The sequence below is a fragment of the Actinocrispum wychmicini genome (assembly GCF_004345645.1).
Classification (GTDB): Bacteria; Actinomycetota; Actinomycetes; order Mycobacteriales; family Pseudonocardiaceae; genus Kibdelosporangium; species Kibdelosporangium wychmicini.
This window is the reverse complement of sequence record NZ_SLWS01000013.1, coordinates 20,820-46,842: the sequence shown is the minus strand read 5'-3', so window position 1 is coordinate 46,842 and position 26,023 is coordinate 20,820. Positions and strand designations below refer to the sequence as shown.

Sequence of the window (26,023 nt, the reverse complement as noted above, 5' to 3'; positions counted from 1 at the left end):
GGTACGTGTTTCCCACTCGAGAGACGTTGATCGAGCGACTGCGCGCACTGCTCGCGGGCGCTGACCGCGCGGAGATCGCCAGCTGGGCGGAGCAGTACATGCTGGACGGCGAGGACGAACGCGTCACCGACGACGAAGCTTGGGACGTGCTGCAGGCCATGACCGGCGCCGACGCCCCGACCACCGACCGGGACTACCTGTACGGCCCGGTGGACTTCGAAGCCTGGCTGGCCCGCCTGACCTGACCCGCCGATTGACCGGCACAGTTCCTTGATCCATTTCTGGTATCGTCAATGTCGTCGATCACCGAACTTTCCGCACTTCGGCGCCACAATTCCCCTTATTGACATATCGCGTGTTCACCATGTCACGGACCGTGCGGACGCATTGGGCCGAACGCGTCCCCGGTCGGGTCGCGGTACGGGGGCACCCTGACTCAGCGCCGCTCGGGAAATGACCGGAAATGACATGAACTGCGGTTATCTTGACCCCACCTCTGGGTGTACTGAACCACCCGACCGGGATGCGGTTCGGCGGCTACGTTTTGTTCTGGCGCGGGGCGATGGATGCGCCACCGGCGAGCCGGACACGACTCGCTGAACCGAGGACAAGGAGCAATTCGGTGATCTTCAACCGATGGGCGGCACGGGCTGTTCTGATTGGCGCGTTGGCGATGCCCTTCATCACGGGGGTGGCGCAGGCCGCGGAGACTCCAGGGCACAACGACGTCTCAGTCAGCAATCTGGGCGACGCCAACCACACCACGGTCTCGAACCTGCTCGCCAGCGACAACGCGACCAAGATCGTCAACGCGCTCGCGGACCACAACAACACGGGCGTGTGGAACAAGGCCTCGGACGCGAACCTCACCTCGGTCGGCAACCACCACGCCAACCACAACAACACCGCGGTCGGCAACCACCACGCCAACGCCAACTCCACTGACGTCGCCAATCACCACGCGGACAACAACAACACCGCCGTCGGCAACGACCACTCCGACTTCAACGGCACCGCGGTGACCAACACGCACGCCGACAACAACAACACCGGCGTCGGCAACCACGACTCCCACCACAACGGCACCGCGGTGACCAACACCCATGCCAACAGCAACAACACCGGCGTCGGCAACGACAACTCCAACCACAACGGCGTTTCGGTCAGCAACACCAACGCGGACAACAACAACACCGCCGTCGGCAACTACGATTCCGACCACAACGCGGTGGCCGTGAGCAACACCGGTTCCGACAACAACCACAGCACCATCACCAACCACGACTCGGACCACACCACGTCGGTCGTCAGCAACGTGGGCAGCAACGGCAACAACACGTCGATCGCCAACAACCACGCGACCACGACCACGACTGTGGTCAGCAACAACTCCAGCAACCACAACGACACGGCGGTGAACAACACCGGCGCGGCGAACTCGACCACTGTGGTCGCCACGAACGGAAGTGATCACAACACGACCACAGTCGCCAACAACGGCAACGGCAACACCACCGTGGTGACCAACGACGGCTGACTTGCACGTCGGCGGGAAGGGCGGGGCCGGAGGGTTGTCCACCCTCCGGCCCCGCGCTGTTACCCGATCCGGTGATTGTTCTCCAGGGACCCGAACGCATTTCCCCAGAACAGTTGTCACGCAGTGTGCTGACAGTTTTCTCAGGCGGGTGAACATCCGGCCGGGATTTGGGGCCGACCGGCCGGAGTGGGTAATGTTTTTCCGCAGGCCGATCGTGAGTTCCCCCGATCCGGCCGAATCAGAGTTCACCTCACTTGTGTTTCGTCATGAAAGGTTCATCGTGCCCATCAGAAGGCAATTCGTCCTGACAGGCGTGGTCACGGCCGCGATGCTCTGCCTCGGCGGCCCGGCGTTCGCCGGCCAGGACAACGATCTGCTCGGCGGCGGCAGCGGTGACGCACCGCTGGTGAGCAATGTCAGTGTGCTGCCCATGCAGATGTGCGGCAGTGGGGTCTTCGTCAGCGGCCTCACGGCCGCGCCAGACGGGATGCAGACGGGCAACTGCACCAACGCCCCGACCGGCGACCCGCTCCAGGAACTGATCACCAACAGCGTCCTGCACTAGGTGTACTGACTGCTGGGAGGGGGAAGCGCGGCCTCCTCCCAGCCCGCCCGAACCGTTGTTCGCCGTACCGTCGCGAGCCACGCGCCGAGGAGCATGCACGCCGAACCGACGGCCTGGACCGGCGTGATCGACTCGTCCACCAGCAGCCACGAGCAGGCCAGACCGAACACGGGCACCAGGAACATGGCGGACGCGGCGGTCGCCGGCCCGACCTCGCGGATCGCGGCGTAGTACATGACATACGCGAGCGCAGTCGGCAACGCCGCCAGGTAGAGCTGGTTCACCCAGAACCCGGCGGTCAGCCCGGCCCAGTGGACGTCGCCGAACGACGGGATCGCGACCAGCGCCAGGGCGATGGCGCCGGCGGTGGACGCGAACGTGGTCACGGTGAACGCCGGCAGTCGTTTCAGCAGCGGCGCGCCGCAGATCGTGTACGCCACCCAGCATCCCGCCGCCCCCAGGAACAGCAGGTCGCCGACGAGCCGGCCGGACCCGCCCGCCGGGATGCCGGCGAAGAACACCACCGCGCCGGCAACGGCGGTCGCCAGTCCGAGCATCACCCGGGTCGACAGCCGCTGTCGGCCGGTCACCGCGGTGACCGCGACCGTGATCACCGGCGTCAGCACCGGGACGATCACGCTGCCGTCCGACGAAGGCGCGAGCGACAGCGCGAAGAAGAAGAACATGTTGTAGCCGAACACGCCGAGCATCCCGAGGCCGGCGACTTTCCCCAGGTCCCGCCGGGACACCCGGTGGCGGCTGAGCACGGTGTGCATGACGAGCAGGATCACGGCCCCGATGGCGAACCGCAGCGACGCGGCGACCTCGTGCGGGATCGCCTGCACCGCGATCTTCGACGACGCGAACGCGCTCCCCCAGAACGCCATGACCAGCACAAGCATCAGGTACGTACGCATGGCCGGCATCCTGCGACGGCCGGCCCGCGCGCGTATTGAACGCTCGTGCGGTTCAGAACCCCCAGCTTCGGACCGGTGTGATCCGGATGCCGACCGAGTAGGAGCGGTCGAAGCGGTCCCGGTCGAAGCCGATTCGGGCGTAGTGCCGTTCGTACTTGTCCAGGTAGCCGGGTGCGGTGGACGGGACGAGCGCGCTGTCCGTCTGCTCGGCGCGGCCGGAGATGACCAGGACGTCCTGTCCGTCGGGAGCGGAGTTGAAGTGCAGCGCCACGCGCGGGTTGGTCTCGATGTGCTTGAGCTTGGCCTTGCCGGCTTCGCTGAACACCAGGAAGTCCTCGCCGTCGAGGACGAACCACACCGGTCGGGGCGATGGGCGGCCGGTCGGGCTGGTCGTGGTCAGCCAGGCGACCGTGTCGGACAGGTGACGCTTCAACTGGTCTGTCATCTCAAGGCTCACGACTCCAGTATGGCCTGGCTCAGCCGTTCGGCGAGTCGGCGCGAGTACTCGCGGAGTTCCGGCGGCCCTTCGATGGTGTAGGGCACGCCGACCACGGCGAGCGTGATCGCGAGCCATTCCCATGAGTCCGCCGCGGTCACGTACCGGCACGTGGTCTCGTCGATCGCTTCGAGCGAACCTGCTTGCGGGACAAGGCGTTCGGACACCGTCGCCAATGGCGCTTCGAATCGGACCACGCCTTGGCGTCGGTCGTCAGGCCGCTGCACGAAGCTCACCGCGGGCGGCAACGGGACCGGCGTGAACGTCGTGCCCGGCACGTCGAGCTCGTCGATCCGGTCGAGCCGGAACGTCCGCCAGTCCTGCCGGTCGCGGTCCCAGCCGAGCAGGTACCACCGGCCGTCCATGAAGACCTGCCGGTACGGGTGCACCCGCCGCTCCGAACCCGCGCCGGCTCTGTTCGTGTAGCGGAACCGCACGTCCTGATGTGCGTACGCGGCCATGCTGAGCGTTCGGAGGGTGTTCGCGTCCAAAGTGGACCGTGAGACGGTGTCGACAGTCGCGGCCACGGCCTGTACACGGTGCCGCAGTCGCGACGGCAGAACCTGCTCGATCTTGCGCAGGGCGCCTGTCGTGCCTTCGACCTGGGCGGTCGCCGCGAACTGCAGGCCGACGACAGTCGCCACGGCCTCGTCGTCGGTCAGCGCCAGCGGCGGCATCGCCTGGCCCGCCACCAGCTGGTAGCCGCCGCCGGGGCCGCGGGACGACTCCACCGGGTAGCCGAGTTCACGGAGCCGGTCGATGTCCCGCCGCATGGTGCGTGGCGTCGTGTCGAGGCGTTCGGCCAGCTCGGCGGCCGGCCAAGCGCGTCCGTCCTGCAGCAGCGACAGCAGGGTCAGCATGCGGGTGCTGGGTGCGTTCATAGTTGTGGTCATTATATGTCCACAACCGGGCATAACGTGAGGTCATGGACCAGATACGAGTGACCGGAGCACGTCAGCACAACCTGCGGGGCCTCACCCTCACCGTGCCGCGCCGGGCCATCACGGTGTTCACCGGCGTGTCCGGTTCAGGCAAGACGTCACTGGTGTTCGACACCATCGCCGCCGAGGCCCAGCGGCAGCTCAACGAGACGTTCCCGGCGTTCGTGCGGCACCGGCTGCCCAGCTACGGCCGTCCTGACGTGGACGCGATCGAGAACCTGTCCCCCGTGGTCGTCATCAACCAGCGACGGCTCGGCGGCAACGCGCGGTCGACGGTCGGCACGATCACGGACATCCAGGCGTTGCTGCGGCTGTTGTTCTCCCGTGCCGGTGAACCGCGGATCGGCGAGTCGACGGCGTTCTCGTTCAACGACCCCGCCGGGATGTGTCCGCGGTGCAGCGGGATCGGACGCGTGGTGTCGCCCGACGTCGACTCGTTCGTCGACGTCGACCGGTCGCTGACCGGCGGCGCGATCCTGCTGCCGGGCTTCAGCGACGACAAGTACTGGTACCGCCAGATCAGCGACCGCTTCGACACCGGGACGCCGCTTCGTCGGTGGTCGGCGGCGAAGCGGCGGGAACTGGACGACGTGCTGCGCGAACACTTCACCCGGATCTACATTCGTACGAACAAGGAAGTGTCCACGCGCAAGCAGGCCGTGGTGGACAGGTTCACCACGTCGGTGCCGTGTCCCGACTGCGATGGCACGCGCCTCAATGAGATCGCGCGGTCGGTGCGCGTGAACGGATACACGATCGCCGAGTACGCGGCGATGCAGATCTCCTCGCTTGTCCCTCTGGTCAAGGAGATCGACGGGCCGGAGCCGGTCGTGACGGGCCTGGTGGAACGGCTGGACGCGATGGTGGCGGTCGGTCTCGGCTATCTCAGCCTTGATCGGGCCACCCCGACGCTCTCCGGCGGTGAGTCGCAGCGCGTGAAGATGGTGCGGCACCTGGGCAGCAGCCTCACGGAGATGCTGTACGTCTTCGACGAGCCGTCGACCGGGCTGCACCCGCGGGACGTCACGCGGCTGACCGGGATGCTGCGGCAGTTGCGGGACAAGGGGAACACCATCCTGGTCGTCGAGCACGACCCGGACATCGTGCAGATCGCGGACCACGTCGTCGACCTCGGTCCGGGCGCGGGCGCCGACGGCGGGCGGATCGTCTTCCAGGGCACCGTGACTGAGCTCGCGGACGCTCACACAGCGACCGCTTTGGCCGTGCGGAACCGGGCCGGCCTGAACACCCGTCCGCGTCGGCCGACTGGCGAGATCATCGTGGCCAACGCGTCCCGGAACAATCTCAGGGATGTCACCGTCGGCTTCCCGACCGAGGTGCTGACCGTGGTCACAGGGGTGGCTGGTTCGGGTAAGAGCAGTCTGGTCAGCGCGCTGGTGGACCAGTATCCGGGCACTACAGTCATCGATCAGAGCGCGGTTTCCACCAGCAGGCGGTCGAGTACGGCGACGTACACCGGGATCGCCGAACCGATCAGGCGGCTGTTCGCGCGTGTCAACGGGGTTAGTACGGCGTTGTTCAGCGCGAATTCGGCGGGCGCGTGCCCGGACTGCCGTGGGCTCGGTGTGGTCGACACAGACCTGGCGTTCATGGACGGCATCACCACGGTGTGCGGCACGTGCCACGGTCAACGCTTCACCGATGACGTGCTCAAGTACACAGTCGACGGTTATTCCATCGCGGACGTGTTGGACATGACCGTGGACAAGGCGCGTGCGGTGTTCGACGAGCCGGTGTTGACTCGGCTCGTCGACGTCGGGCTCGGTTACCTCACGTTGGGGCAGCCGTTGAGCACGTTGTCCGGCGGGGAGTGCCAGCGGCTCAAGCTGGCCGGTGAACTGGGCCGTGACGCCGCTGTTTACGTGCTCGACGAGCCCACCACCGGCCTGCATCCGGTGGATGTCGAACGGCTGCTGGGGATCCTCGACCGGCTCGTGCGGGCCGGGAACACCGTGATCGTGGTCGAGCACGACCTTGATGTGATCCGCCGGGCGGACTGGGTGATCGACCTCGGCCCGGACGCCGGGGACGGCGGCGGTCACGTGATCTTCACCGGGACACCCAGCGACTTGGTCCTTAGTAGACAGTCGATTACCGCGGCGTACGTCCGAGCAGATGCCTGAGCGCGGCTTTGAGCTGCGGGTGCCGGAACGTGTGGTCGGCCAACGTGTTCGCCTGGACGCGTTGGCCGGCCAACGCGAACTCGGCCGCTCCTTCGTCGCCGAGCAACAGCCTCGGCCCGAACTCCGGGACGCGCAGCAGAGCCGGCCGGTGCAGCACGCGCGCCAGAACCTTGGTGTAGTCGGTGTTGCGCACGGGATCGGGGGCGACCGCGTTCACCGGCCCACGCAGCCGCTCGTCCACCAACGCCCGCAGGTAGACGTCGGTGAGGTCGTCGATGCCGATCCACGACAGCCACTGCTCCCCTGACCCCAACGCCCCACCCAACCCGGCCGCGAACAACGGGTACAGCACCTTCAGCAACCCGCCTCTCGGCGTCTGCACAATGCCGGTGCGTATCCACACCACCCGTTGCCCGGCGGCGATCGCCGGCTCGGCGTCCGCCTCCCAGTCGGCCACAAGGTCGGCCAGAAACCCGTCGCCACGGTCACTTTCCTCGGTGAGGATCTCGTCGCCCCGGTCCGGCCCGTAGTACCCGACGGCCGACGCGCACACAAACACCCTCGGCCCAGCCAGCGCGGCCAGCCGCCCGGTCGGCCCAACCCGGCTGGCCCGGAGCGCCCGCTTGTGCGCGTCGGTGAACCGCCCGGCAATCGACGCCCCAGCAAGGTGCACCACGGCGTCCACATCAGACACAAGGTCCGGATCCGGCGCGTCCGGCCGCCACTCCCGCTCGTCCGCCCCTTGCGCGGGCCGCCGCACCAACCTGATCACCCGATGCCCGCCAGTGGTCAGCAACGCGGTCAACGCCGTCCCCACCAACCCACTCGCTCCCGTGACAGCCACCGTCATCGGTTCGGCGCGGTACCGCTGCTGAGCGGCCAGATCATCAGCGAGCTGCCGGTGCCGATACGCGAACATGGACCGCAGCACACCCCTCGGCACCCGACTGTCAACGGTGTCGGTGACCCGCGTATGCCTCGGATCGACAGCCATGAACTGATGCGTGTGCCGCCACCGCAACACCCCCGACAGCACCGGCGTGGTGAGCTCGTCCACAAACTGGTACGGCGGATCATAGCCGTCGGCAACGTGCTGGGCCGACCACCGAACTCCACCAGGCAACCCCAACACGGCCCGTCCATCCCGCAGCGACGCCGCCTCCTGCACAAGATGCGCGGGCTGCCACGGCGGCGCCAACCGCTGAAACGCCCCCGCCCGCGCATGCCAACCGAACACCTCATCGATCGGCGCGTCCACCACGCTGGAACAGCTCAGGCCCATACTTCGATTCTCGGCGATTTCCGCCGATCTGCCACTTGTGTCATCAGAACCTCATCTGGCTACGGCTACCATCACCGCGGCCAGAGTGCGAACAGACAAGGAGGAGGGGTGACTGGAGACGCTCCGGATCTGCCCGACATCCGCAGGCGATGGTCGGTCAACGCCACGCTGGCGTGCGTCGGGACCGGTGGTCTGGCGGGTGCCGTCGTGTTGTTCTGGGTTGGGGGCATCAGGCAACAACAGTGGCTGGACACCGTTCGGGCGGCGAAGTGCCGTGATGTCCCACCCTTGCCTGACCTGACCGCCACAGACTGGGGTGGGGTCGGGTTGTTCGCCCTGGCGACCGTGTGTCTCGCCTGCCTGGCATCCCTGCCCAGACGCGGGGCTCGACGCGTCTGGGCTCGAAGGACTGTTGCCGCCCTGCTGGCCGCGGCGGCGTTCGCCGGTCTCCTGGTGGGGGGAGTGGCCGCGGCGACCAGACCCACCAGTCCAAGCCAGGGTGTGGACGGCTCCGGACTGCCGTGCGGCGGCGGATGAACCTGCTGGGCAGTCAGGTTCGGCGGAGGCCGATGATGTTGTCCTGGGCTTCCTGGGGGAGGAGGCGGATCAGGCGCTGGTTCACCGCGTCCAGGGCCCTGGGGTCTCGGGCGGCCATCGCTTGTTTGCCTTCGCGGACCAGGGCGGTGGCTTCCCGGGACGCCGGGAGCATGTCCTGCAGGGCGTAGAACAGCTTGACCGGCCAGTCCGGGCTGCGGCGCTCCAGTTCGACCATGAACGTTCCCACGCGTTCGATCTGGGTACGGACCGCTGCCGGGTTGTTGGTGTCGATGGCGTCCTGGGCTCGGCGGCGCAGTTCGGCGAGGTCCTGGCGGTCTTGGGGCGTTCCGGCGTGGGTGGCGAGTTCCTCGCCTTCTTTGAGCATCGCACGCAGCTGATGGACGAGGGTGGGCAGTTGCACGGCGTCTTCGATGTCGTCGAGGTCGGCTTGCAGGTCGCGCAGGCGGTTCTCGGCGAAGGCCGCCGCGCCGACGTCCACTTTGGCGGCCAGCACGTGCTCGCGGGCGGTGGCGATCGCGTTCTCCTCGGCCAGCTTCGCCAACCGGCGCTCGGCTTCGGCCGAGTCGCTGTTCATGGCCGAGCCGCGCAGCGTCGCCAGGCGGCTCTCCGCTTCGTTCAGCTGGACCTGCAACGCCTGCGGCGGTGCGGTCCGCACGTTGTCCAGGTCGATCTCCGCTTCGAACTGGGCGTCCACCAGCGGCACGTCGGCGACCACGGTCACCAGGTTCGACGCGTCCACCTCGAACGTCACCTCGACGTCGGTGCCGGCCGGCAGGTCGACCCGGATGTCACGGGGACGGATCTCCAGCATCCCGACCTCGCGGTTGCGGTCGCCGCGACTGCGCTCCCCCTGCACGACCGGGATCCGCACCACCGCGTCAGAGTCGTTGCGCTGCAACGCACTCGACGTCTGGAACACCTCCCGCGCGCGCACCGGCACGGTCGTGCCCTTGCGCAGGATGGGCGCGAACCCGCGGTCGGCGAGCTGGATGCCCAACGAGTGGGTGAGCCGGACACCGCCGAACTCCACCTCCCGGTGGGTGATCGACAGCGTGTTCGGCGTGACCTTGCGGGGCACGCCGGTCGGGTCGGTCAGCTCGACCGTGAACCGGGACGTCCGGTGCTGGTCCACGCTGACCTCGGTGACGAACGCGCCCTTCGCGTTCAGGCTGATCTTCGGCGAACGGTACGCCGGCATGCCGGCCGGGTTCGACAGGATCACCGCGTACCCGGTCCAGTCTACTGTGGACTTGCTGGTGACCCGGCCGCCGACCGTGGGCGTGGTCGTGGTGACGCTGGGCTCGTACGCCAACTCCAGCAGGAACTCGTCGGGCGCGATGGTCGCGAGCGAGGTCGTCGCGGGACGGCGGATCGTGCTCGCGAAGATGGCCGCGCCCCGCGCCACCACCGTGGTCGGGTCCAGGCTGGTGTCCAGCTGGATGCCGATGCCAAGCCGGGGATCGGCCAGCCGCTCACGCAGTCCCGGGGTCAGCGTCGCGCCGCCGACCAGCAGCAGCCGGTCGATGTCCTCGGCGTCCAGCGATGCCTCGGTCAACGCCGCCTGGCAGAGGTTGATCGCCCTGGCGTAGAACGGTTCCGCCACCGCGTCGAGCTCGTCGCGGCGCAGCGTGTACTCGAACGTCTCCTCGGTGCCGTCGGGCCCGAAGAGATCGACCATCATGTCGATGGAGTCGTGCCGGGACAGCTGGATCTTGGCTTCCTCGGCGGCCGCCTTCAGCCGGCTGAACGCCGCCCGCCACGCCGGGTTGTCCCGCCGGAACTCCTTGAACCCCAACTCCCGGGACACGACCGGCACCAGCACCCGCTCGACCAGCGCCCAGTCGATGAGCTTCCCGCCCAGGTACGGGTCGCCCGAGTGGTTGAGCACCCGCAGGTCGCCATCGCGTTTGCTGACCACGGCCGCGTCGAACGTCCCGCCACCGAAGTCGAACACCATCCAGTACGCGCGATCGCCCGCGTCATGGAACCCGTACGCGAAAGCCGCGGCCGTCGGTTCCTGCACGAGCGGGCACGCCGGGTTGAACCCCGCCAGCGCGGCCGCCTCGGTAGTGGCCTTGTTCTGGTTCAACGCGAACGCGGCAGGCACCGTGATCACGGCGAACTCCGGCGCCGCGCCACAATGGTGGGCCGCGTCGGCGCGTAACGACTTGAGCACCTCGGCGGACAGCTGCTGCGGGCTGAGGTCCACGCCCGCCTTGACGAACTGGCGCCGCGCGTCGGCCAGGCCCATCTCCAGCTTGAACTCCGCGGCCGCGTTGTCCCGGTCGATCTCGACCCGTTCCCGGGCCCGCCGGCCCACGTGCACCACACCCGGTTTGGGCATCCACACCGCGGACGGGGTGATGTCCCAGCCGTCGTTGGTCTTGATCACCACGGCGGCGCCGTCCTCGACGGTCGCGATCGCGCTGTTGGTGGTACCCAGGTCGATGCCGAAGTCGATCGTGTCACTGTCCCGCATGGTCACTCCTCACATGATCACCCCACGGCGCCACAACAACAGCTTGGTCAGGTGGTGGTCGCGCAGCTGCGGCGACAGGTTCACGGCTTCTTCCAACAGATCTGCGGCCCGTTGCAGCTCACCGGGAACGCGCGCGAGCGCTAGCGCCTCGTCGGCCAGCCGCTGGGCACGTTCGGTCGGCGGCGCGGTCGCCGCGGTCTCGGTCCGCGGCACCGGACCACGCGCGATCGCCAGCTGCCGGTCCCGCAACGCCTCGAACAGCTCCCCTGCCGTGACGGGCCGGTTCTCCGGTTCCGTTTCGAGCGTGGCCATGATGATCCGGTCCAGGTCCGGGTCGACCGTCTCGTTGTACCTGCTCGGCGGCAGCAGCCTCTTCTTGAAGCGCGCCAACGAGTACGACGAGAACGGCTGACCGTCGTCGAACGGCAGGGAGTTGGTCAACAGCAGGTACGCGATCGTGCCCACCGACCACACGTCGGACGCCGACGAATATCCCTTGTTGCGCAACACCTCCGGCGCCATGAACGCGTACGTCCCCTGCGCGCTGGCCAGCAGCGTGTACGGGTCGGCCTTCTTCGCCAGGCCGAAGTCGCTCACCCGGATCCGCATCCCGGTGCCGTCGTAGCCGACAAGGATGTTCGCCAACGTGATGTCGCGGTGCACGATCGGCGGGTCCTGGCCGTGCGCGAGCGCGAGCCCGCTGGCGATCTGCGCCATCACCTCGGCCACCATCTCGGTCGGCACGTTCGGCCGGTGCGCCGCGTGCAGCCGCTCCAGGCTACCGCCCGCCACGTACTCCATGGTGAAGAAACCGCGCACCCCTTCAGGGGTTTGCACGGTGTTCGCCTCGAACAGCCGCACGATGTTGGGATGCCCCAACGTGGACAGCAGCCGCGCCTCGCCGAGCATGGCCCGCGTCTCCTCCTGCGACGCGACCTTCTTGAACAGTTTCATCGCCTGCCAGCCGAGATACTCGTGTTTCACCCGGTGTACCTCGGCGAACGCGCCCTCGCCCAACAGCCTGTCGATGACGAGCGTGTCACTGACCCGGTCGCCGCTTTGGAGCAACGTCATCCGTGCCCCCATTCCAACGCGACCACCGTGACGTCGTCGATCGCCCCGCCGTCCACCGCCGCGTCCACGAGCCGCTGGCAAGCGTGCTCAAGGTTCTCCGAGCTGAGCATGGCGCCTACCGCGCGATCGTCCACACTGTTCGTCAGGCCGTCCGTGCACAGCAGGATCCGGTCCCCCACAACGAGTTCGTGCACGGACACCCCCGGGAACACCTCACCCGGCATGCCCATGAACCTGGTGAGATGGCCGTCGTCGGTGTGGTCGTCCGTCAACCGCGCGAGCTTTCCGTTGCGCGACAGGTATATCCGGCTGTCACCGAGGTGCACGGCCAGCGCCCAGCCGTCCCGCACGAGCAGGCTGGCGACCGCCGCGCCGGTGGTGTCCGGGCCGGATCGCGCGCCGTCCCGGACCGCCGCGTTCAGCTCGGCCGTGAACCCGGTGACCACGTCCATCACGTCCGGCCCGGTCAACGCCGGCACGCGGGCGAACAGCGGGGGGAACCTGTCCACGACGATCTGCGCGGTCGCCGCCGCGTCGGCCAAGCCGCCCATCCCGTCCACGACGAGGAACATCCCGCGCTCGACGTCGGTCGCCACGCGGTCCTGGTTCTCGTCGTGCAGGACGCCGGTCTTGGTCCGGACGGCGCATCGGATCACGTGCCGCTCCCCGGACACACGTTCAAGCGATACCCGATCCCGGTGACCGTCTCAAGGATGCGCGGGTTCGACGGATCCGGCTCGATGCAACGCCGCACGGCCCGCACGACACCCGCGATGTCCATCCGGTTGTACGAGCGATGCGGCGCCCATTCGTCCCGCGCGCCCCACAACGCCGTGATCAACTCCGCGTGGTCACAAGCGACGGCGGCGCCGCCCGTGCTCCGGCCCGCCATGTACCGCAACAGCTGGTGCCCCTGCGGCCGCAGGCCGGTGATCAGCGACTCCTTGCCGCTGTCCGACCGGTACGCCTGCGCGCCGACCCAGTCGTACCGCAGGCACGGGCCGGTGTGCCGGACGTCGGTCGGTGCCCCGATCGGCGCCGGCCGGGTGGTGTGCGGGTCCAAAAAGGTCAGTTCCCAGTACATCGGGCTGCCGTCCGGCGTCATGTCGCCGAGGATCAGCAGCCGGTCGCCGTGCTGGATGCGTTTGCGACCCTGCAGCCGTTCGGTGGTCTCGCCGTGCCGCAGCAACGTCCCGTTCACGCTCGCGTTGTCCGTCACCGACCACATGCCGTCGGCGAAGTCCAGCGTGCAGTGCAACCGCCCGACCCACCGCTGCGGATCCGGCCCCAGTGCCACGTCCGGAGTGTGGTCCGGCGCGGCCCGCCCGATCGTGATCGGACCGCCGTCCAGTTCGACTCCGGTCTGCGCCCCTTCCGGCGAACAGATCCGCAGCGCCACCGCCCGAGCCACCACCACACCGACCCCTTTCAGTTCACCGGCGCGAACAGCGGCGACTCGTCAGTCAGGCTGACCGTGCACACCGCGTAGATCCGCTTGTCCGAAGCTGCATTGGTCCACGCGTCCTGTCCAGGCCACGTTACGTTGCTGTGCCAGCTGTCGACGTTCAGCCCGTGGTCACGCTGGATCTTCAGGCACGCGTCGCTGGCCGCGGCGTACACCGCGGTGTCCCCCGGCCACGGGTCCTTGTCGGCCTGGTACAGCACGGGATAGCCGAGGATCTGGCCCCAGTGCGGCCGCGTACAGTCCACAATGGCCACCGCGTGCCGGTCCTTGTCGTAGCTCTGTTTGTCCTGTGGGCATACGCCGATCGGCGGATCCGCGTAGATCGCACCGGCGTACATGTCCATGGTCACCGCGAAGTTCCGGTCGGTGCGGCTGGTGTCCGTCACCTGCCGAAACGGCATCACCAGGTTGTCCTTGCGGTGGATCACGCAGGTGGCGTAGTTCTCGTACGCCTTGCCGCCCGCGTTCCAGTCCTGCGGACCGGGATACGCGAAGTCGACGATGTAGTCCGACTGGGTCAACCCTTGCTGCGTCCGCGCGGACGCGCACTGGTAGTGGGCGAGCGCCTCGGTCTGGTCGGTCCCCGGGTACGGCGACGGCGCCGGACCGAGCGAGACGTAGCCGAGGATCTCACCCCAGTGGCTCTGCCGGCACGGCACCGACGCCACCTTCGTCTTGTCCCCGGCCCAAGCGTCCTTGGTGGCGATACAAGTACCCACAGCCGAGTTGTCCGCGATCCGCTCCGAGTAGACCCGGACAGGCACCGGATCGACGGGATCGGGGACGTTCACCGGCGTACCACCGGTGTCTGCCCCGCTGGGAGTAGGCGGGGTAGTACTAACGACGGTCCCGCCGGCGTCAGAATCGCCGCTGCCGTTGAAGAAAATCAGGAACACGCTGAGGCCGACCAGACCCCAGAACAGCAGCGCGGCCGCGATCCGGGTCACTGCCGACATCCGGCTGGGCCGCTGGAACGTCACCCGGGTCGGCCGGGTCGGCGCGGCCAGCCGGGCTTTGGCGCGCCGGTCACCCAGGTCGGCCAGCATCTTGTCGATCTCGTCGACGCCGGGCGCCGCACCCAGCCGCCGGCGCGCGTCCCGCAGCATCCGCCACGCCAGGTCGTTGCGGCCCATCCCAACCAGCTCGTCGACCCGCTCCCGGATGGTCCGGAACACGGTCATCATGTCGTCGAGCGTGGTCAGGTTGTGCTCGATCATGGCCTTGCCCTGCGGGTCGGCCGACAACTCGCCGGCCGTCCGCAGCCACAGTCGGGCCTGCTCGTCCGCGACCGGGCCGACCTGCTCCATGTAGACCGTGGCGCAGTTGTTGAGCAGCAAGGAGATGTCGTTGCGGACGCTGACCGTGCGCCGGTGCCGGGCGGCCGGGACGAGGGTCTCCAGCCGATCGAGCCTGGGCACGATCGCCATCCCGGCGGTGCCCGCCTGGACGGGTTCACCCGCGGTGAGCTGTTCCGCCGCCTCGGTCAGCTCGGCTCGGAGCTCCGCGTAGAGGGGCTCGGCGGCCTCCTCCCAGAGGTCGTCGACGGCCCCGGACGGCACCGGCCAGCCGCGAACGGACCCGGCCAGCCAGGTCCGTTCGGTCGGTGACCCGGCCACCAGCCGGATCATCGGCTTCACCAACGTCATCGGTAACTCTTCGCGCAGCACGCCGATCACGGACTCGTCGAGCTGCTTGTCATCGAGTACGGCGATGCGGTGGCTCACGTGGTGCCAGAACGAGTCGTGCCGTAACACCCGGCTCCACATCGAGGACGCCTCGGCCCATAACTTCTCGACCTCGTCCTGGTCCTGGAGAGTTAGACCGGCTACCTCTCTGTCCAACGCGGCGGAGTGGGCGCGCACTGCTTTGTCATGGGCCAGATGCAGCGTCTTGGGGCAGCCGCAGCTGGCGTTGGCCGTCTTCCACAGCCAGAACATCTCGTCGACCAGGCGCCGGCGCGGATCGCCGAGGATCCGTTCGAACGCGGCCCGCATCTCGTCCAGCTCGACCGGCACGTCCAGGTCGATGTCGACGCCGGCCTCCAGCGCGAGCACGACCTTCTGCTGCCGGTGCCGCACGGCCCGCCGGTCCGCGTCTGTGTCCAGCCCGGTGATCCGGAAGGCGTTGCGCCGGTACAGCTGCGGACCCGCGATCTCCCGAAGCCCAGCGGTCGTGGGATCCGTCACAGCACCTCCTCGTAGCCCTACCGGAATTCTCGCCGACCAACGCGCCCGCCTCCATGACAACGAGATGGAAACGAGATGGGCGCCCTAGGGTTCGACCACGCGCCGGACCGCCTCCACCACGGCCGCCCGCCGGGCGGCCGTGTTCATCATTCTGTGCACAGGTCCGGGCGTGGCGTCTGTGGCGAGTTGCACGATCAGGTGCAGCAGTTGTTCGGCGGCGAGGCGGGCCGAGACCCGGCCGGTGGCCTGGGCCGCGCGGATGGCCGCGACCTTGGCGATGGTGGCCTCCAGAACGGCGGGCCGGACCTGGCCCGGCCGTTCCAGCCGGTGCCATTCGACCAGCCGGACGACCTCGGGATCGGCCTGGCCGGCGTCGAACAGCCGGCCGGCGTATCCGGGCAGGTCGTCGGCGGTGATCGGGAACTCGGCGCGCTTGACGAAGGTGTCGAACACCGACTCGAACAGGTCTTCCTTGCCGGTGAAGTAGGTGTAGACGAGACCGGCGCTGAACCCGGCGCTCTTGGCGATCCGCTCCACCCGGGCGCCGGCGATGCCGTGCTCGGCGAACTCGCCCAGGCCGGCCGTGAGCAGCTTGCGGCGCGTGGCCTCCGGGTCCCGCTTCGACACGCCGCCACTGTACTGAACGATCATTCAACTAGGCTGATGCCGTGGCTGAGGAAGTGGAGATCTACACCGACGGCGCGTGCAGCGGGAACCCCGGCCCCGGTGGCTGGGGCGCGGTGCTCAAGTACGGCAGGCACGAGCGGGAGCTGTACGGCGGCGAACCCGGCAAGACCACGAACAACCGGATGGAGCTGATGGCCCCCATCCGCGCCCTCGAGTCCCTGAAGCGCCCGGTCACAGTGAACCTGTACACCGACAGCACGTACGTCCGGAACGGGATCCTGCAGTGGATGCCGCGGTGGAAGACCAACGGCTGGCAGACCAGTGACAAGAAACCGGTGAAGAACGCCGACCTGTGGCAACGTCTGGACGAGGCGGTCAAGCCGCACAAAGTGGAGTGGCACTGGGTGAAGGGCCACGCCGGCCACCCGGAGAACGAACGGGCGGACCGGCTGGCCGTGCGTGGCTGCGAAGAGGCTAAGTCGTCCTGAGGGTCCGCCTGGCCGCCCACGCCACCAGGACCAGTTCAAGTGCCGCGAACAACACCAGCGCGGTCGAACTCGGCAGCCACACCAGGGCGACACCGATGCCCAACACCGGCACCACGAGTCCGGCGTACGCGCCCAGGAACAGCGCGGCCAGTACCTCGCCGCGATGGGCGGGATCGGCGAGCCCGGACACCGTCGCCACCGCCGTCCGGAAGCCCAGCCCGGCGCCGGCACCGATGATCACGGTTCCCACGAAGAACATCGTCACGCTGCCCAGCAGCACTCCCGCCGGCACCACCACGAGCCCCACCACCGTGAGCGCGATGCCCGTCTTCGGCCGGTCGCCTCGGAGCACGATCTGCGCCACCGCTCCGGACGCCTGGGCGGCGAAGGCGGCCACGCCGCCCAGCAGCCGGGACGGCTCGTGCAACGCCCCGCTGAGCAAGGTGGGCGCGAGCGCGGTGAACAGGCCCATGATCGCGAACGACGCGAACGCGCCGGTGACCGCGCCGAAGAACACCGGCCGCGACGACCGTGGCAAGGAGATCCGCTGCGGCCGGTAGGCGGGACGTTCTTCCTGGCGTTCCACGGTTTCCGGCACCAGGCTGACCGCGAACGCGCTGGCGAGCAACAGCACGAGGAAGAGCACGTACGGCACGGTGAGCGGCGAGGTCACGTAGGTCGCCAGGACGCCGCCGATCAGCGGGCCGAGCGCCAGTCCGCCCAGGTTGACGATCGTGGCGACACGGCCGGCGCGCGGCCGTAGCTCCGACAGGTGAGCCGTGGCGGTCGCGGTGAGCGCGCCTATGCCGAAGCCGCCGATCAAGCGGGCGACGATGAGCCCCGGAACGTCGGGCCACAGCAGGAACAGCACGGCCGACATCGCCTCGGCGAGCAACGCCGAGATGATCACCGGACGGCGGCCGAGCCAGTCGCTGACGTGCCCGGCGAGGTACAGACTGGCCATCACGCCGACCGCGTACGCGGCGAAGATCACAGTGATCATGACCGTCGGGAAGCCGTCGCGTTGCTGGTACAGGCCGTAGAGCGGGGTCGGCACGGTGGAGAAGGCCATCGCCACGGTGAACGCGGCGGCGATCACCCCGAAACCCGCGCCGTGGCCGACGCGCGCCACAGCGCCGGCCGGGCGGGAAGCCAGGTTGGTGCTCATGGCTCCACGATGACTCGCCCGATGTATCAAGTCCAACGAAAGATCTTGGACTTAATTATCGCTAGTATCGATATATGGAGACCCGGCAGTTTGAATACTTCGTCACGGTCGCCGAGGAGCTGAGCTTCACCAAGGCCGCCCAACGGCTGCACGCCGTGCAGTCCACGGTGTCCGCCGCGATCAAGTCGCTGGAGGCCGAACTGGGCACGACCTTGTTCGACCGCTCCACCAGGACCGTGGCGTTGTCGCCGGCCGGGCTGGCGTTCCTGCCCGAGGCCAAGGCCGCGCTGGCCGCCGTCGAGAAGGCTGTGTCAGTCGTCCAGGAGGCGTCCGCCGGGGTGCGCGGCAGCCTCCGGATCGGCACGTTGACCAGCCTGCCCGCGCCGGACCTGCCGACCATGCTCGGCGAGTTCCACCGCCGGTACCCGCTGGTCGACATCCACGTCCGGATGTCGATGTCCGGATCCAGCGGAATGGCCGACGACCTGCGGCACGGCCGGCTCGACATCGCCCTGCTCGGCCTGCCCGACTCCGCCCTCGCCGGACTGAACGCCCGACTGGTGGAGACCCGGCCGCTGGTCGCGCTGCTGCCGCACACCCATCCGTTCGCCCGCAGCCGCCGGATCCACCTGCGCGACCTGGCCGGCGAGCAGTTCGTGGACGGGCCAGCCGGCTTCGGCAGCCGGATCACCATCGACCGCGCCTTCGAAGCCCTCGGCCGGCCGCGCCGAGTCGGCATCGAGGTGTCCGACTTCAAGACCATCCCGGAGTTCGTCCGCGCCGGCCTCGGCATCGCCATCGTCCCGGACTGGGGCTACACCGCGGCCGACACAGTCACACGCCCGCTCACCGGCACCGACATCCAGTGGCGGCTGACCATCGCGACCAGGGCCGGTGAACACCCAAGCCGCGCCCTGCGAACCCTGCTGGATCTGATCGACAGCCGGTAGGGAAATCTCGCTGTCCCGGAACGCGCGACACACCGTCCAAGAAGGCGCGACACGGCGCCATCTCCTCGCGTTATCGGCTGCAAGGCGCCACGGAATCCCGCCTGATCAGTTCCACCGGCAGGACCACCCGCTTGGCCGGCGAGGTGGGCGCGCTGATCCGCTCCAGCAGCAGCCTCGCCGACTCGAAACCCATGCCGTAGTGCGGGATTCGGACCGTGGTCAGTGCCGGCCGCTGCTGGTTGGCGAACGGGATGTCGTTGAATCCCACCACCGAGACGTCCCTGGGGCACTGCAGGCCGAACCGTTCCAGCGCCGAGTAGCAGCCGAGGGCGATCAGGTCGTTGCCGGCGATGATCGCGGTGATGTCGACGGGCAGCCGCTGGGCCGCGATGTGGCCGGCGTCCTCGGTGAAGGCGGTGGACATCTGGATCCGGTCCGGCGGGACTTCCAGGTCGAACGCGGCCATGGCGTCCAGGAACGCCCGGCGGCGTTCCCAGCCGGTGGACAGTTCCTGCGGGCCGGCCACGTGCGCGATCCGGCTGTGGCCCAGGTCGACGAGCAGGCGGACGGCGGAGAAGACCCCGGCTGTGTTGTCACACGTGACGGACGGGATGTCGCCGATGTCGGTGCGACGGTTCACCAGGACCGTGGGCACGCCGTCGGGTGGCGCCGGGTCGGCTCGACGCCCGGTGGCGAGGATGAACCCGTCGGTCTGCCGGCCACGCATCGCCAGTAACAGTTCGTTCTCCCGCTCGGTGTTGCCGTCCGTGTTGCCGAGCAGGGCCATGTAGCCGGCCTCGCGCAGCGCGTCCTCGATGCCGCGCACGATCGGCGGGAACACCGGGTTGCGCAGGTCCGGGATGATGACTCCAGCCACCGACGAGGTTTTGGTGCGTAGACTCCTCGCCGCCGAGTTGGGCGCGTAGCCGAGCGACTTCGCCGCCTCGAGGACACGGTTGGCCGTTCTCGCGCTGACCTTGTCGCGGGTCTGCGGGTTGAGCGCCCGACTCGCGGTGGCCGCGTGGACCTTCGCGAGGTCAGCCACGTCCTTGATGGTTGGAGGTTTTTTCACCGCGCCAGCATAGGGCCCACGGCGTTGTTGACCAGCCCGAATGCCTGACTGTAATCAACCGATCATCCGCAGTCAGTAAGGGTTGGCGATGAACAGGTCCTGGGCCGGGAACCTCGTCAACACCTCGGCGCCGCGATCGGTCACCACGACCTCCTCCTCGATCCGCGCGGCGGAGAACCCGTCCGTGGCCGGACAGTACGTCTCCAGGGCGAACACCATGCCGGTCTGGATCTCGGTCGGGTGGTCCAGGCTGTTGAGCCGGGAGATGATCGGCCGCTCGTGCAGGCCGAGCCCCAGGCCGTGGCCGAACTGCAGGCCGAACGCGGCCATCTCGTCGGCGAAGCCGAAGTCGGTGGCCGCCGGCCAGCCCAGCGCGATCTCGTCGGTGCCGACCCCGGGTTTGACCAGATGGATCGCCGCGTCCATCCATTCCCGGGCCCGGCGGTACGCGTCGCGTTGCGCGTCGGTCGCGCTGCCCACGCCGAACGTGCGGTAGTAGCAGGTGCGGTAACCGTTGTACGACTGGATGATGTCGAAGAACGCCTGGTCGCCGGGGCGGATCAACCGGTCGGAGAAGTTGTGCGGATGCGGGTTGCAGCGTTCGCCCGATACCGCGTTGATCGCCTCGACCTGGTCGGAACCCATTTCGTAGAGCCGTTTCGCGGCCAGCGCGACGATCTCGTTCTCCCGCACACCGGGTTTCAGCGCCTCGACGATGTCCTGGTAGACGCCGTCGACCATGGCGGCCGCCTGGGACAGCAGGATGATCTCGTCCACCGACTTGAACTGACGCGCGTCCAGCATCAACTGCTGCGCGTCCACCACAGTCAGCCCTTGGCGGCGCATCTCGAACAGGAACGGCGGCTCGACGATGTCGACGCCAACCGGCGCGCCGGCCAGACCGGCCTGGGCGAGCACGTCCTTGATCTCCGCGACCGCGGACACCATCAGGCCGGCGCTCGGTGATATCGCGCCGCGCAACCCAAGCATCCCGGCCCGGCAGTTGTCCGGGTCGAGCCACGGCGCGTACAGCTTGTGGTGGCGCGCGGCCGAACCGAAGTCCCACAGCATCGGTTCGCCGTCCCGGGTCAGCAGCGCGTAGCGGGTCATCTTGTCGCCGAGCGCGCCGCCGATCCACGTCTGCGTCGTGTAGCGGATGTTGTAGGAATCGAACAGGAGGAACGCGCCGCACTCACCGGACTCCAGCGCGGCGCGGGCCCGGCCGATCCGGTACGCGCGCAGCCGGTCGTAGTCGACCCGCTCCTCGAAGTCGACCGCGTTGTGGCCGGGCGCCGGGATCGGGCGAAGGGTGGACATCAGTCCTCCAGCCCGTCCGTGACCTCGGCCTCTTCCGCCTGCAGCAGCAGGCCGGACCGGCGGGCCTGCTCCTCGATCAGCGCGGCGAAGTCCTCGTCCACCTTGCCAGCGCCGACCGCGGACGCGACCACCTGCGCGGCCGCCGAGGCCACCGGCATCGGCACCTCCAACGCCCGCGCCGCGGCCAGCCCGAGGTCGAAGTCCTTGCGCAGCAACGACATCGTGAACGTCGGGGTGAAGTCGAGGTTGACCAGCGCGGGGGTCTTGTACCGGCTGAAGGTCGACCCCAGCACGGACTGGTTGAGGAACTCCAGGAAGTCGGCGCGGCTGACCCCACCCTTCTCGGCGAGCACGGTGATCTCGGCCAGCGACTGGATCACCACGCCGAGGAAGACGTTGTGGGCGATCTTCACCAACCGGGCGACCTCGTCCTCGCCGACGTACATCACCGCCCGGCCGAGGGTCTCCAGCACCGGCCGCACCCGGTCGAAGACCGCGCGCGGCCCGGACACGGCCAACGTGACCTTGCCCGCCTTGACCACCTTCGCGTTCCCGCTCACCGGGGCGGCGAGGAACTCCGTGTCCCGCTTGAGCGCCGCCACCCGGACCGACGCCGACGACGCCGCGGACACCGTCGACGAGTCGACCAGCACGCGCGGCGCGATGTCCGGCGCGGTCAGCAGGCCGCCGTCGCCCGACGTGACGTGCTCCAGGTCGGCCGACGTGGACACCATGGTGAACACGATGTCCCGGCCGGCCAGCTCGACCGGGCGGCCGACCATGATCGCGCCGTGTTCGACGAACGCCTCGGCCTTGCTGCGCGTACGGTTGTACAGCGCCACCTCATAGCCCGCGTCGAGCAACCGGCGGACGAGTGCCGCGCCCATCCGGCCGGCGCCGATCCAGCCGATACGAGGACGGTCTGCGGGATGGGACGCCATCGCTAACCTCGCTCCCAGGCGTTGCAATCGTTCGCATCAACTCTGCTCCCCACCCGCATTGCCGTCAAGAGCTTGACTCACCCACTGGAACTGCGAACGATTGCGATGTGGACACCCTGCGGATCAGCACGTTCAGCCCTTCAGTGCTGGTAGAGGTGGCCACGGACACCGGACTGCTGGCCGGTGCCGGCCTGAAAGTCGACGAAATCCCGGCCAGGTCGTCGCCCGCCCAGTTCGCCGCGCTGCTCGACGGCTCGCTCGACGCGGTGGTCACCAACCCGGACAACGTCGTCGCCTACCGGTGCGTGCCGGACAACCCGTTGGGCCGCAACGCGGACGTCCGCATCCTGGCCGCCGTCGACCAAGGCCTCGGCCTGGGTCTGTACGCCCGCAACCCCGAACCGCACACCAAGGTCCTCGGCGTCGACGTGCCCACGTCCGGGTTCGCGTTCGTGGCCTTCGAACTGCTCACCCGCCTCGGCCTGCGGCGCGACATCGACTACACGGTACGAGCCCTCGGCTCGACACCCCGCCGGGCCGAAGCGCTCCTATCCGGACAGTGCGACATCACGATCCTCAACGCCGGCAACGAACTGCGCGCCGAAACTGCGGGCGCGCGGCGGCTGGCCACGGCCACCACGCTAGGCCCGTACGTCGGTGCCGTACTCGCCGCGCGCGGCCAAGCCGTCCAGGAAAACCGCGATGTGCTCGCCGCCTTCATCCGCGTGCTGCTCACCACGTCGACGGATCTGGTGAGCGGCGAACTCGTCGACGTCGCCGTCGCGGCCGCGCGACGCCGGCTCGGCCTGGACGAGGAATCCGCGGCCCGGCACGTGCGAACGATGGTCGACCCCAACGAGGGCCTGGTCGCCGACGGCCAGATGACCCCGGACGCGCTGGCCACCGTCGTCCACCTCCGCAACCGCCATTCGCCTGGCGCCGCACAGCTTTCGGTGCAGTCCGTGGTGCGCAGCGGGATCATCGACAACGGCCTGCTGCCGTGCTCATAGCCGGCCGGCGGCCCGCCGCTGGTGTTCGGTGACGTCCAAAAGCATGGCCTTGAACTGGACGAACGTGTCCCGGCCGAGCCGGCGGGCGTGCCGCTCCTGGATGCCGGCCATGATCTTCTCGGCCGCGCGCAACTGGTCCATACCGCGTTCGGTCGGACAGACGAGCTTGGCGCGGCGGTCGTCCGGGTCCGGGTGGCGTTCCACGTAGCCGAGCCGTTCGAGCTCGTCCACCAGGGTCCCGATCACCTGCTTGTGCTGCCCGGACAGCCGGGACAGCTCGGTCGCCCGGACACCGCTCGGGTCCAGGTACGCCAGGACCGCGCCGTGCCGGGGGTGGATGTCGTCGAAGCCCTTGGCCGCCAACGCGGTGAACAGCTCGCCCTGCACCGCAAACAGCAGGCGGCCGGCGAGGACGCCCAGGTCCGGGTTGGTCCTGTTGCGCTCCGCCCGGGTCCCCATCCGCCGCCTCGCTCTCCCGATGAACCGCGCAAGTCTATCGCCGAGGTGGTCACCGGCTGAGTCGCTGGGCCACCCCGTCGAGCAGGAGTCGCAGGCCGTACTCGAACATCTCGTCCAGGTCCTGGTCGAAGTCGAGCGTGGTGATGTGCAGCATCACGGGATACCGGCCGGACGCGGCGACCTCGATGAACTCCGGCCCGATGGTCTCGAACCACTCCTCGGTCGTCAGGCCGGAGTCCTGGCGGGCCTGGTCCTCCATGGCGAGGGTCAGCGCCATGCCGCGGATGTGGCTGATCAGGTTGAGGTGGATGTACATCATGTCGTTGATCGGCAGCCCCAGTTCGAGGAGCACGCCCAGCACCCACTCGGAGTACATGAACAGGTTCGGCGCGGCCCGGGGCCGCGTCATCGAGAACACCTCGGACATCCAGTGGTGCCGGCGGCACACCTGCCACAGGTGTCGCGCGACGGTCTCCAGGCTGGCCCGCCAGCCGGCCGGGCGCGGCGGGAACGGCGCCTCGCCGACGATCAGGTCTCCCATGTAGAGCACCAGTTCGTCCTTGCTGGACACGTGCCGGTACAGCGACATGGTGGACGCGCCGAGCTCCATGGCCACCCGCCGCATCGAGACCGCGGGCAGGCCCTCGGCGTCGGCGATCGCCGTGGCGACGCGGACGATCCGGTCGCGGGTCAGGTCCTGTTCCCCTGGCGCCCGGTGCACCATTGGATCGGCCGGCGCCGAACGGACGACAGTGCCGGCGCCGGGCCGCGTGTCGACCACACCTTCGTCGCGCAGGGTCGAGATCACCTTGGTGGCGGTCGCCATCGCGACCCCCCACTCCTGGGTGATCTGCCGGGTGGACGGGATCTTCTCGCCCGGCCGCAGCCGGCCCACGGCGATCCGCTCCCGAATCTCGGCCACGATCCGCAAATAGGGCGCTTCAGCCGGCAAGGCCCCTCCAGATGCACTAGTGCGCTCCACCTCTGAGGGCGGCTTGAGCACGGAGTATAGCGTATTCGCGTACTAGTGCACTAGATAATTCTGTACAGCGTACGCAAGTGCCATGTACGGTGTACGCATGCGCACTGTTCTGATCTCCGGCGCGAGCGTCGCCGGACTCTCCCTGGCTTACTGGCTGCGTCAGCGCGGCTTCCACACGACCCTGGTCGAGCGGGCGCCCGCGTTGCGCTCAGGCGGCCAGGCCATCGACATCCGCGGCACCGCCCGCGAGGTGGTCGAGCGAATGGGCATCATGGACGCCGTTCGCGCGCACCACACCGGCACGCACGGCATCGCCTGGCTGAACACCCGTGGCAAACAAGTGTGCCGGATGGGCAGCGACACGTTCGGCGCCTCCGGCAGTATCGTCGCCGAGATCGAGATCCTCCGCGACGACCTGGTCCGGATCCTGCACCAGACGGCCGGCCGCGACGTGGAGATCATGTACGACAACGTGATCACCGCCATGGCCGAGGGGCCCGACGGGGTCCAGGTCACGTTCGCCAAGGGCAAGCGGCGGACGTTCGACATCGTCGTCGGCGCCGACGGGCTGCGCTCCGGCGTCCGTGGGCTCGCGTTCGGCAAGGACACCCAGTTCGTGCACGACCTCGGCTACTACACGTCCATCTTCCCCGCCAAGTCCACACTGGACTTCGATGGCTGGGAGTTCATGTACAACATGCCCGCCGGCAACGGCGTCCAGGGCCGGATGGCCGTCGTGTACCCGGTGGGTGACACCGGGGCGGTCCGGGTGATGCTGGCGTTCGTGTCGCCGGAGCTGGCATACGACCGCAAGGACGTCCAGGCACAGAAACGGATCCTGGCCGACGTCTACGCCGGCGCCGGCTGGGAGGTCCCCGGCCTGATCGACCAGATGTGGCGGAGCGACGACCTCTACTTCGCGCGGGTCGGCGAGGTCCGGGTGGACGAGTGGTACCGAGGCCGGACCGTGCTGCTCGGCGACTCCGCGTTCGGCGGGTCGATGGGCATGGGCACGAGCATGGCCCTGGTCGGCGCGTACGTCCTCGCGGGTGAGCTGGCCGTCGCCAACGGCGACCACCGGGCCGCGTTCGCCCAGTACGACAAGGAGATGCGCGAGTACGTCGCCCGCAACATGAAGCGGCCCCCGGGTGGCCCAAGGGGCATGGCGCCGAAGACCAGGCACGGCATCTGGATGCGCAACAAGTTCATGTCGCTGATGCCGCACCTGCCCGGCGCCAGCAAGATGACAGGCGACGTCGAGGCAGCCGCGAACGCCATCACGCTCAAGCCGTACGTCGGTGGTGGTAGGCCTACCCAGGAAGGGCTGCGTAGCTCCCTGGGATGAGCGGCCGGCCGCCGCTACTT

Annotated in this window: 25 protein-coding genes; 9 read left to right on the top strand and 16 right to left on the bottom strand. The window is 68.6% G+C overall.

Annotated elements, in window-relative coordinates:
• Positions 1-5: 5 nt before the first annotated feature.
• From EV192_RS43595 to EV192_RS43585, 3 genes are all read left to right on the top strand, one after another.
• On the top strand, positions 6-245 hold the full coding sequence (locus tag EV192_RS43595; protein WP_132124635.1) for a hypothetical protein: 240 nt from the start codon (positions 6-8) through the stop codon (positions 243-245).
• A 377-nt stretch (positions 246-622) separates the two neighbouring features.
• Positions 623-1,537, top strand: a complete 915-nt coding sequence (locus EV192_RS43590; protein WP_132124634.1) for a hypothetical protein — start codon at positions 623-625, stop codon at positions 1,535-1,537.
• A gap of 280 nt (positions 1,538-1,817) precedes the next feature.
• Entirely contained in the window at positions 1,818-2,102 is a 285-nt protein-coding gene (locus EV192_RS43585; RefSeq protein WP_132124633.1) for a hypothetical protein, read from the top strand.
• On the opposite strand, the gene EV192_RS43580 is transcribed toward EV192_RS43585, so the two are convergent.
• Genes EV192_RS43580 through EV192_RS43570 form a run of 3 tightly spaced genes read right to left on the bottom strand, consistent with a single transcriptional unit; the run spans position 2,099 to position 4,396 of the window.
• The gene (locus tag EV192_RS43580) at positions 2,099-3,019 is read right to left on the bottom strand and encodes a DMT family transporter (protein WP_165960919.1); all 921 of its coding nucleotides are present in this window, start codon (positions 3,017-3,019) and stop codon (positions 2,099-2,101) included. The two genes, EV192_RS43585 and EV192_RS43580, sit on opposite strands and share 4 nt — an antisense overlap.
• A 52-nt stretch (positions 3,020-3,071) precedes the next feature.
• A complete protein-coding gene (locus EV192_RS43575) occupies positions 3,072-3,476 on the bottom strand; it encodes a TIGR03667 family PPOX class F420-dependent oxidoreductase (RefSeq protein ID WP_424923430.1) in 405 nt (134 codons plus the stop codon).
• A complete protein-coding gene (locus EV192_RS43570) occupies positions 3,473-4,396 on the bottom strand; it encodes a helix-turn-helix transcriptional regulator (protein WP_132124631.1) in 924 nt (307 codons plus the stop codon). Before EV192_RS43570 ends, EV192_RS43575 begins: the two co-directional genes overlap by 4 nt.
• A 44-nt stretch (positions 4,397-4,440) precedes the next feature.
• Here EV192_RS43570 and EV192_RS43565 point away from each other — a divergent pair, with 44 nt between their 5' ends.
• Positions 4,441-6,600 carry an ATP-binding cassette domain-containing protein gene (locus tag EV192_RS43565; protein WP_132124630.1) on the top strand — a complete coding sequence of 720 codons (2,160 nt, stop codon included), beginning with the start codon at positions 4,441-4,443 and terminating at the stop codon, positions 6,598-6,600.
• Here EV192_RS43565 and EV192_RS43560 read toward each other — a convergent pair.
• Positions 6,569-7,882: a TIGR01777 family oxidoreductase gene (locus EV192_RS43560; protein ID WP_132124629.1), complete on the bottom strand. Its 1,314-nt coding sequence runs from the start codon at positions 7,880-7,882 to the stop codon at positions 6,569-6,571. The two genes, EV192_RS43565 and EV192_RS43560, sit on opposite strands and share 32 nt — an antisense overlap.
• 108 nt (positions 7,883-7,990) lie before the next feature.
• Between EV192_RS43560 and EV192_RS43555 the strand changes: the two genes are divergently transcribed.
• Positions 7,991-8,419, top strand: coding sequence for a hypothetical protein (locus EV192_RS43555; protein ID WP_132124628.1), 429 nt, complete (start codon positions 7,991-7,993; stop codon positions 8,417-8,419).
• A 13-nt stretch (positions 8,420-8,432) separates the two neighbouring features.
• Here EV192_RS43555 and EV192_RS43550 read toward each other — a convergent pair whose 3' ends face one another.
• The 6 genes from EV192_RS43550 to EV192_RS43525 all read right to left on the bottom strand — a co-directional run bounded on the left by EV192_RS43550 (position 8,433) and on the right by EV192_RS43525 (position 16,271).
• Positions 8,433-10,919 carry an Hsp70 family protein gene (locus EV192_RS43550; protein WP_132124627.1) on the bottom strand — a complete coding sequence of 829 codons (2,487 nt, stop codon included), beginning with the start codon at positions 10,917-10,919 and terminating at the stop codon, positions 8,433-8,435.
• Positions 10,920-10,928: 9 nt separating this feature from the next.
• Positions 10,929-11,993 carry a serine/threonine-protein kinase gene (locus EV192_RS43545; protein WP_132124626.1) on the bottom strand — a complete coding sequence of 355 codons (1,065 nt, stop codon included), beginning with the start codon at positions 11,991-11,993 and terminating at the stop codon, positions 10,929-10,931.
• Positions 11,990-12,649: a PP2C family protein-serine/threonine phosphatase gene (locus EV192_RS43540; RefSeq protein WP_132124625.1), complete on the bottom strand. Its 660-nt coding sequence runs from the start codon at positions 12,647-12,649 to the stop codon at positions 11,990-11,992. The genes EV192_RS43545 and EV192_RS43540 overlap by 4 nt, the downstream gene beginning before the upstream one ends.
• Complete coding sequence (locus EV192_RS43535; RefSeq protein ID WP_132124624.1) at positions 12,646-13,410, bottom strand: FHA domain-containing protein; 765 nt, start codon at positions 13,408-13,410, stop codon at positions 12,646-12,648. The genes EV192_RS43540 and EV192_RS43535 overlap by 4 nt, the downstream gene beginning before the upstream one ends.
• Before the next feature lie 11 nt (positions 13,411-13,421).
• Positions 13,422-15,644 carry a septum formation family protein gene (locus tag EV192_RS43530; protein WP_132124623.1) on the bottom strand — a complete coding sequence of 741 codons (2,223 nt, stop codon included), beginning with the start codon at positions 15,642-15,644 and terminating at the stop codon, positions 13,422-13,424.
• An 84-nt stretch (positions 15,645-15,728) separates the two neighbouring features.
• The gene (locus EV192_RS43525; protein WP_243727446.1) at positions 15,729-16,271 is read right to left on the bottom strand and encodes a TetR/AcrR family transcriptional regulator; all 543 of its coding nucleotides are present in this window, start codon (positions 16,269-16,271) and stop codon (positions 15,729-15,731) included.
• A gap of 41 nt (positions 16,272-16,312) precedes the next feature.
• Between EV192_RS43525 and rnhA the strand changes: the two genes are divergently transcribed.
• The gene (rnhA, locus tag EV192_RS43520) at positions 16,313-16,759 is read left to right on the top strand and encodes a ribonuclease HI (RefSeq protein WP_132124621.1); all 447 of its coding nucleotides are present in this window, start codon (positions 16,313-16,315) and stop codon (positions 16,757-16,759) included.
• Here rnhA and EV192_RS43515 read toward each other — a convergent pair.
• On the bottom strand, positions 16,746-17,927 hold the full coding sequence (locus EV192_RS43515; RefSeq protein WP_132124620.1) for an MFS transporter: 1,182 nt from the start codon (positions 17,925-17,927) through the stop codon (positions 16,746-16,748). The genes rnhA and EV192_RS43515 overlap by 14 nt on opposite strands.
• A 74-nt stretch (positions 17,928-18,001) precedes the next feature.
• On the opposite strand from EV192_RS43515, the gene EV192_RS43510 reads away from it, so the two are divergent.
• Positions 18,002-18,877: a LysR family transcriptional regulator gene (locus tag EV192_RS43510; RefSeq protein WP_132124619.1), complete on the top strand. Its 876-nt coding sequence runs from the start codon at positions 18,002-18,004 to the stop codon at positions 18,875-18,877.
• 70 nt (positions 18,878-18,947) lie between these two features.
• On the opposite strand, the gene EV192_RS43505 is transcribed toward EV192_RS43510, so the two are convergent.
• From EV192_RS43505 to EV192_RS43495, 3 genes are all read right to left on the bottom strand, one after another.
• A complete protein-coding gene (locus EV192_RS43505) occupies positions 18,948-19,949 on the bottom strand; it encodes a LacI family DNA-binding transcriptional regulator (RefSeq protein WP_132124618.1) in 1,002 nt (333 codons plus the stop codon).
• Between the two features lie 72 nt (positions 19,950-20,021).
• The gene (locus EV192_RS43500) at positions 20,022-21,266 is read right to left on the bottom strand and encodes a M24 family metallopeptidase (protein WP_132124617.1); all 1,245 of its coding nucleotides are present in this window, start codon (positions 21,264-21,266) and stop codon (positions 20,022-20,024) included.
• Entirely contained in the window at positions 21,266-22,207 is a 942-nt protein-coding gene (locus EV192_RS43495) for an NAD(P)-dependent oxidoreductase (RefSeq protein WP_132124616.1), read from the bottom strand. Before EV192_RS43495 ends, EV192_RS43500 begins: the two co-directional genes overlap by 1 nt.
• 107 nt (positions 22,208-22,314) lie before the next feature.
• On the opposite strand from EV192_RS43495, the gene EV192_RS43490 reads away from it, so the two are divergent.
• Positions 22,315-23,217: an ABC transporter substrate-binding protein gene (locus EV192_RS43490; protein ID WP_132124615.1), complete on the top strand. Its 903-nt coding sequence runs from the start codon at positions 22,315-22,317 to the stop codon at positions 23,215-23,217.
• On the opposite strand, the gene EV192_RS43485 is transcribed toward EV192_RS43490, so the two are convergent.
• Both EV192_RS43485 and EV192_RS43480 read right to left on the bottom strand, forming a co-directional pair.
• Positions 23,212-23,676, bottom strand: a complete 465-nt coding sequence (locus tag EV192_RS43485; RefSeq protein WP_132124614.1) for a MarR family winged helix-turn-helix transcriptional regulator — start codon at positions 23,674-23,676, stop codon at positions 23,212-23,214. The genes EV192_RS43490 and EV192_RS43485 overlap by 6 nt on opposite strands.
• A gap of 49 nt (positions 23,677-23,725) precedes the next feature.
• Positions 23,726-24,628 (bottom strand): TetR/AcrR family transcriptional regulator C-terminal domain-containing protein, encoded by a 903-nt coding sequence (locus EV192_RS43480; protein WP_207926690.1) that lies wholly within the window; start codon positions 24,626-24,628, stop codon positions 23,726-23,728.
• Positions 24,629-24,755: 127 nt separating this feature from the next.
• Here EV192_RS43480 and EV192_RS43475 point away from each other — a divergent pair, with 127 nt between their 5' ends.
• Positions 24,756-26,003 (top strand): FAD-dependent monooxygenase, encoded by a 1,248-nt coding sequence (locus EV192_RS43475; RefSeq protein WP_165960918.1) that lies wholly within the window; start codon positions 24,756-24,758, stop codon positions 26,001-26,003.
• Positions 26,004-26,023 lie beyond the last annotated feature (20 nt).